Source organism: Dyadobacter sp. (genome assembly GCF_051859145.1).
GTDB lineage: Bacteria > Bacteroidota > Bacteroidia > Cytophagales > Spirosomataceae > Dyadobacter.
The window spans coordinates 1-6,330 of sequence record NZ_JBHYGF010000252.1 but is presented as its reverse complement, the minus strand read 5'-3'; the positions used below and the strand labels follow the sequence as shown (position 1 = coordinate 6,330).

The 6,330-nt window shown below is 45.5% G+C and carries 6 protein-coding genes, 1 tRNA gene and 1 pseudogene; 4 read left to right on the top strand and 4 right to left on the bottom strand.

All coding sequences use genetic code 11. The annotated features are described in order from the left end of the window. A pseudogene (locus tag ACTIE6_RS15080) lies at positions 1-340 on the bottom strand (DUF922 domain-containing protein); the annotation flags it as partial. A gap of 66 nt (positions 341-406) precedes the next feature. On the opposite strand from ACTIE6_RS15080, the gene ACTIE6_RS15075 reads away from it, so the two are divergent. Further along, entirely contained in the window at positions 407-886 is a 480-nt protein-coding gene (locus tag ACTIE6_RS15075; protein WP_439557426.1) for a deoxycytidylate deaminase, read from the top strand. 194 nt (positions 887-1,080) lie between these two features. On the opposite strand, the gene ACTIE6_RS15070 is transcribed toward ACTIE6_RS15075, so the two are convergent. After that, positions 1,081-1,596 (bottom strand): FKBP-type peptidyl-prolyl cis-trans isomerase, encoded by a 516-nt coding sequence (locus tag ACTIE6_RS15070; RefSeq protein WP_439557425.1) that lies wholly within the window; start codon positions 1,594-1,596, stop codon positions 1,081-1,083. Between the two features lie 96 nt (positions 1,597-1,692). Here ACTIE6_RS15070 and ACTIE6_RS15065 point away from each other — a divergent pair, with 96 nt between their 5' ends. Genes ACTIE6_RS15065 through ACTIE6_RS15055 form a run of 3 tightly spaced genes read left to right on the top strand, consistent with a single transcriptional unit; the run spans position 1,693 to position 4,270 of the window. Beyond that, on the top strand, positions 1,693-2,298 hold the full coding sequence (locus ACTIE6_RS15065) for an ACP phosphodiesterase (protein WP_439557424.1): 606 nt from the start codon (positions 1,693-1,695) through the stop codon (positions 2,296-2,298). A 60-nt stretch (positions 2,299-2,358) separates the two neighbouring features. Further along, positions 2,359-3,378, top strand: a complete 1,020-nt coding sequence (holA, locus tag ACTIE6_RS15060; protein WP_439557423.1) for a DNA polymerase III subunit delta — start codon at positions 2,359-2,361, stop codon at positions 3,376-3,378. A 1-nt stretch (position 3,379) separates the two neighbouring features. Then, positions 3,380-4,270, top strand: coding sequence for a DNA-3-methyladenine glycosylase family protein (locus ACTIE6_RS15055; RefSeq protein ID WP_439557422.1), 891 nt, complete (start codon positions 3,380-3,382; stop codon positions 4,268-4,270). A gap of 46 nt (positions 4,271-4,316) precedes the next feature. Here the strand turns inward: ACTIE6_RS15055 and ACTIE6_RS15050 are convergent, their stop codons facing one another. Further along, on the bottom strand, positions 4,317-6,095 hold the full coding sequence (locus ACTIE6_RS15050; RefSeq protein WP_439557421.1) for an ABC transporter ATP-binding protein: 1,779 nt from the start codon (positions 6,093-6,095) through the stop codon (positions 4,317-4,319). A gap of 131 nt (positions 6,096-6,226) precedes the next feature. Next, positions 6,227-6,300 (bottom strand) — tRNA-Met (locus ACTIE6_RS15045). Positions 6,301-6,330: the final 30 nt, after the last annotated feature.

Sequence of the window (6,330 nt, the reverse complement as noted above, 5' to 3'; positions counted from 1 at the left end):
CGACACGTTTTTCGTTCAGGGACAAATCCTTTATTGTGATATAAAGGGGAAGGTATGTCTGTTCTTTTTTGGGCGCAGCAAACGACCAGTAATTGAACAGCTCTTTTTCCGCATTGCCGGGCAATGCGGCAGGTATCTCTTTGCCAAAAGCAATCACTTTGCCCAGCGCCGCTCCCGGGTTTGTCCGTTTATCTTCTACTTCCTGAATGAAAAACTGGTACGATTTAAACAGCGCCGCAGGCTCTTTTGACAAAGCCAATATCACCCGGTCCTGCTGTGCACTGGCTGCAAGCGGTAAAATGAATAATAAAAACAGGTAATGCAAAACCCCTCTGATCATAGTCCTAAATCCATATTGAATCCAACTGCCATTTATCTAAGTTTGTAAAAAAATACAGTAAAACGAATGACATTACCTACAACGAATTTGCGGCCGGAATTTGATGACATTTTCATGGAGTTGGCAAAAAATCTTGCCAAGCGCTCTCACTGCATCAAAGCCCAGGTAGGTGCGGTACTTACAAAAGACACAAGAATTATTTCAATCGGATACAATGGACCGCCCGCCGGAACGCACAATTGTGATGAAGAATTTCCGGGAGTAGGTTGTCCGCGAGACGCAAAAGGAAGCTGTTCACTTGCACTTCATGCAGAACAGAATGCGATTTTGTTCGCCGTCAAAAACGGTTCAAACATCGAGGGATCAACACTTTTCGTAACCCTGGCGCCCTGCATTGCCTGCGCGAGGGTGATTTATACAATGAAGATAAGGAAGGTCATTTTCCTGCATTCCTACGCAGCATACAAGGGAATTGCCGTAGAAGAAGGGGTGGAGTTTTTGAGAAGGTTCGGCGTGGAGGTGGAGCAGTACTCAATGACTGAATGAGTGAATTTTGAGTTAGTGAGTTAGTGAGTTAGTGAATTTTGAATGATTGAATGACTGAATTTTTGCGTTTGCAGAACTATTGCGTAGTTAGTTTCAAAAGTAACTAGGAACTAAACCACTCATTCACTCACCAACTCACTCACTCACTAACTCACCATTCAAATATTCACTCATTCAGTCATTCAAAATTCCTCCTAGTGATGATGCACCCCGCCAGTTCCATGCACATGTCCGTGGCTGATTTCTTCGGGGGTTGCGGGGCGTACTGAGATTATCTGGCCGGAGAAATGCATTTCTTTGCCTGCCAATGGGTGATTGAAGTTCATCAGGACAATATCCTCTTTAATCTCTACCACCTGGCCGTGCATTCTTTCACCGTCTTCGTTGGTCATCGGAATGATATTACCTATTTGAAGCAGCTCGTCCTGGTCTACATCTTCCATCTGGAAAACGGCTTTGGGAAGCTCTACGACAGCTTCTTCGTCGTATTCACCGTAGCCTTCTTCGGGCTCAACAGTAAACTCGAAAGTGTCACCTGCCGACAAACCTTCGATCTGCGATTCGAATCCTTCGGGCAGCCCGCTGATGCCCTGGATGAAGTACATTGGATCATCTTCGCTAACTACCTCAACAACATCCATTTCTCCATCGGAGTCAGGAATTTGTAAGCTATATGTCAACGCGACAACGTTATTTTTTTCGACTTTCATTTGCTCGTTTGATTAAAATGAATGTTGTTGTAAAAGAATTGTTCCATAAAAGGAATGATGGCAAACGTACGGGATTTTTGTTAAAATGTAATTGCTATGAACTTTTTAGCCCATATTTTGCTGTCAGGTGAAAGTGAAGGAATCATGATGGGAAATTATGTGGGCGATTTTGTAAAAGGCAGGCTTACACCCGAAAAAACGGCAAACTGGAACCCGGAATACGTTCTTGGATTGAAGCTGCACAGGTTCATAGATTCGTTTACGGACACGCACCCCGAGGTACTTAATGCAAAGCAGCGGGCCGCGCGAACACAGGGAAAGCTCGCCGGGATTGTCATGGATATCTACTTCGATTATTTCCTGGCAAAACATTTCGGCGACTATCACCCGGAACCGCTTCGCGTTTATGTGCATAGCAAATACTCGGAGATTGAAAAGAACGAATACCTGATCCCGGAAAGCATGATCCCGATGGTGCGGTCGATGATCCGGCAGGACTGGCTGACCGGATACGCGACGCTCGAAGGCATTGATACTACATTCAACAGACTATCCCGCCGCGCAGATTACCTTTATCCCATTAAATTTGCAGCAAAGGATCTGGAAGAAAATGAAGCATTTTATTACGGGAAGTTCCTGGCATTCTTTCCCGAGCTCCAAGCCAATGCAGCGAAGTTCATTGTAGACAATGCAACCCGCTGACTTCCTTTTTAACATTAATCCATATATAATTGACATAGCCCGGCTTACCGGGTATCCAAAATGGCGCATACTCCTGAAAGCATTCTTAAAGACATTCGAAACAAACGATACCTGCCGATCTATTTCCTCCACGGCGATGAACCTTACTACATTGATTCCATTGCCGAAGAACTGGAAAAACGCATTGTTCCTGAATCAGAAAAAGGGTTTAACCAGTTTGTACTTTACGGAAAGGATACCGATGTTGCCGGGGTGCTGAGCTACGCGCGCCGCTTTCCTTTTATGTCGGAGCGGCAATTGGTTTTGGTTAAAGATGCGAATAAGCTCGGCGGGATCGAACAGAAAGATCAGCTGGCGCGACTGGAAGATTATGCTCAAAACCCGCTTTCGAGTACGGTATTGGTATTTTGCTTTCATGCAAATGCCGATGAGCGGCGCGCCTACATCAAGGCGATCCATGCGAAAGGCGCGGTGGTGCAATCGAAAAAGATGTACGACAACAAACTGCCGGACTGGGTTTCGTCATTTTGCCAGCAGGAGGGAGTGAAGATCAGTCCCAAAGCTGTGCTGATGCTAGTTGATAATATTGGCAACGATTTGAAGCGGCTTACCAACGAGATCAGAAAGGTCATGGTGAACCTGAAAGTAGGTGAGGGGATAGATGCGGGTGCGGTGGAGCGTTTCGTGGGGATCAGCAAAGAATATAATGTATTCGAATTTCAAAAAGCATTGATGTTGCGGGATGTCATGAAGGCCAACCAGATCGCGCATCATTTTTCGGCAAATACAAAGGATAACCCGCTGGCGCCCATTCTGATCATTTTATATAACTTTTACTCCAAACTCTTATTGGCACATAAATCACCGGATAAAAGTGAAAAAGGCCTGGCCGCGGAATTGGGTGTCAACCCGTATTTTGTCAAAGATTACCTGCTTGCCTGCCGGAATTACCCGCTGCCGAAGGTGGCCAATATCATCCATTACCTCCGTGAATGCGATGGCAGAATGAAGGGTCTTGACGGCGTTACGGTACCGGAAGGCGAGTTGCTGAGGGAGCTGGTTTTCAAAATCCTGCATTAATATGATACTCATACCCACACCAGCGCTTTTCAGTTTTGAGGAATGTATGTGGTTTTTAAACCGCAACTACGACGACTGCCTGCACGAAATTCGCGACAACAGCATTTATAAAGCTTTGGAAATCAACGGACAGCTTGTGCTCGTCAGGATAGTTGAAAATGGCAACTTCCTGAAAGTAGAGCTGCTGAAAGGTGAAATAGATCAGGAAGAAGAGGCATTTTTGATCCGGTATATCCGCGAATGGTTTGACATGGATACGCAAATCCAGCCTTTTTATGATCTGTTGAAAAAAGATACGCGGCTGGCTTATATGGCAGAGGCATTCAAAGGTTTGCGGCTGGTGAGCATTGCCAATTTATATGAGACAATTTGCTGGTCCATTATTGGCCAACAGATCAATCTTTCTTTTGCATATAAAGTAAAGCGCGCGCTGGTAGAGCAGTTTGGCAAGCGGATCGTGCACGAAGGCCGGAGCTATTTCGTTTTTCCTGATCCGGAAGTGTTAGCTGCGGTAAGTATGGAGGAGTTAAAGGCAATGCAATTCTCTACGCAGAAGGCAGATTATACGATCGGTATTTCAAAAGCATTTGCCTCCGGCGCGCTGAGCCGCGAGATGCTCGAAACTTTGCCCGATTTTAGCTCGAAAATGAAGGCACTTACTGCTCACAAAGGTATCGGTGTGTGGACTGCCAATTATGCATTGATGAAGTCGCTACGCGAACCGGAAAGCATTCCGCACGGAGATATCGGGCTGCTGAATGCATTAGCTAATCATAACATAATCCACGATAGGAAGGAAACAGACAGGATAGCTGCACTTTTCTCGCTGTACAAAGGTTGGGAAAGCTACCTGGTATTTTATCTATGGCGGAGTCTGACCTTTAAACCGTAGCAGACTCCGCATTCAATTCATTATTGCAAGCAGGTGCCGATTTGGTTTATACCGAAACTACCTGCTCGTCTTTACGTTCGCCAATCTGCTGGCGCCACATTGCATAGTAGAGCCCTTTTTCATCCAGCAGCGAGCTGTGTGTTCCCACTTCGATAATCCGGCCTTTTTCAAGTACGTAAATGCGATCTGCGTGCATGACGGTCGACAAGCGGTGGGCAATCATCACAGTAATATGCTGCCGCTGATCGGTAATGGTGCGGATGGTGTTGGATATCTCCTCTTCCGTCAGCGAATCCAGGGCTGAAGTGGCTTCGTCAAAAATGATGAGGTTGGGATTGCGGAGCAATGCGCGGGCAATGGACAATCGCTGACGTTCACCTCCGGAGAGCTTCAATCCACCTTCACCAATTACCGTGTAAATGCCATTTTCGGCACGTGAAAGCAGGTTATAACATGCCGCTTTGAGCAGCACATCATTAATCATCTCATCCGTCGCATCGGGATTGACAAAAAGCAGATTTTCTTTAATAGTACCCGAGAAAAGCTGCGTATCCTGCGTTACAAAGCCGATTTTATTTCTTATTTCATCAAAATCAATGCTATTCCCATTGAAGTTGTTGTAATAAACATTCCCTTCAATAGGCGGATAAAGTCCTACCAGCAACTTTACTAACGTGGTTTTACCCGAGCCGGACGGACCTACAAATGCGATCGTTTCGCCTTTTTCAACACGGAATGAAATGTTTTCCAATGCTGGTCGAGTAGCTGACTGGTGCTGAAATTTAACCTGCTGGAATTCCAATACTTCAATTTCACCGATTTTCTCGGGCAGCAAAGGTTTCTTTTCAATGGGTCTTGCCAGAAGTGTTTGCAGGTTGTTCAGCGAAGCTTCGGCCTCTCTATAAGAAAGAATTACATTACCTAGCTCTTGCAACGGGCCAAAAATGAAGAACGAGTAAAATTGCATCATCATCATTTGTCCGACAGTAATCTGATCCCGAAAGACAAAAAACAAGAGGGCGAACATGATGCATTGCTGCAGGAAGTTGACGAAAGTACCTTGTATAAAGCTGATTGATCGAATGCTTTTTACCTTTTTCAATTCCAGTTTAAGGATTTTGAAAGTAGTGGTATTCAACCTGCTGATCTCCTGTTGCGTCAGCCCCAGGCTTTTTACAAGTTCAATATTTCTTAGTGATTCGGTTGTAGAGCCGGCGAGGGCGGTGGTTTCAGAGACAATATTCTTCTGTATCGCTTTGATCCTGCGGCTGAGAATGCTTGTAAGAATCGCTAACACTACGGAGCCTACCAGGTAAATCAGCGGGAGCATCGGACTGAGCTTGAATGCCACAATCACAACGAATACAATACCGATCAGCGTGGTAAAGAGTACATTGACAAAGTTCATGATGAACTTCTCACAATCTGCCCGCACTTTTTGCAGGACTGATAACGTTTCGCCGCTTCGCTGGTCCTCAAAATCCTGAAAAGGCAGCCGCAATGCATGGCGGAGTCCGTCCGTATACAGGTTAGCGCCAAATTTCTGGATCACCACATTAACCAGGTAATCCTGGAAAGCTTTGGCAATGCGGGATACCATCGCTGTGCCGATTATCAGCAGCAAGCCGGTCAGTACGCCTTTGAAAAATTCATCGTCCAGTCCATTGTTGCGGAAGTATGCAGCCTTATTCGCGTAAGGGTCGATGAGCAGGTTACCTAATATGTACGGGTTAAGAAGCGAAAAAACCTGGTTGATTGCGGCCATCAGGAGAGCCAGCAATATCAGCCATTTGTAACGGCTGAGATATTGTAATAGTAATTTCATACAGTAGCAGGGTGAAACAGGTGATTTACCTAGACTGATAAACTGAAAGCGGGAAAATTTAATTCTCTGCGAAGCCTGAAAATGCAGAAACAATAAAAAAGACATCCTGTAATGGGATGTCTGAAATCGGGTAGCGGGGAGCAGAATCGAACTGCCGACCTTAGGGTTATGAATCCTACGCTCTAACCATCTGAGCTACCCCGCCGTGTTATTGTGGTGCAAAAGTATGTTAAAT

Bases quoted from the DNA above. Each gene is read 5' to 3' on its own strand.
- ACTIE6_RS15075 (WP_439557426.1), top strand. From the start codon at position 407: ATGACATTACCTACAACGAATTTGCGGCCGGAATTTGATGACATTTTC.
- ACTIE6_RS15070 (WP_439557425.1), bottom strand. From the start codon at position 1,596: ATGAAAGTCGAAAAAAATAACGTTGTCGCGTTGACATATAGCTTACAA.
- ACTIE6_RS15065 (WP_439557424.1), top strand. From the start codon at position 1,693: ATGAACTTTTTAGCCCATATTTTGCTGTCAGGTGAAAGTGAAGGAATC.
- holA (WP_439557423.1), top strand. From the start codon at position 2,359: ATGGCGCATACTCCTGAAAGCATTCTTAAAGACATTCGAAACAAACGA.
- ACTIE6_RS15055 (WP_439557422.1), top strand. From the start codon at position 3,380: ATGATACTCATACCCACACCAGCGCTTTTCAGTTTTGAGGAATGTATG.
- ACTIE6_RS15050 (WP_439557421.1), bottom strand. From the start codon at position 6,095: ATGAAATTACTATTACAATATCTCAGCCGTTACAAATGGCTGATATTG.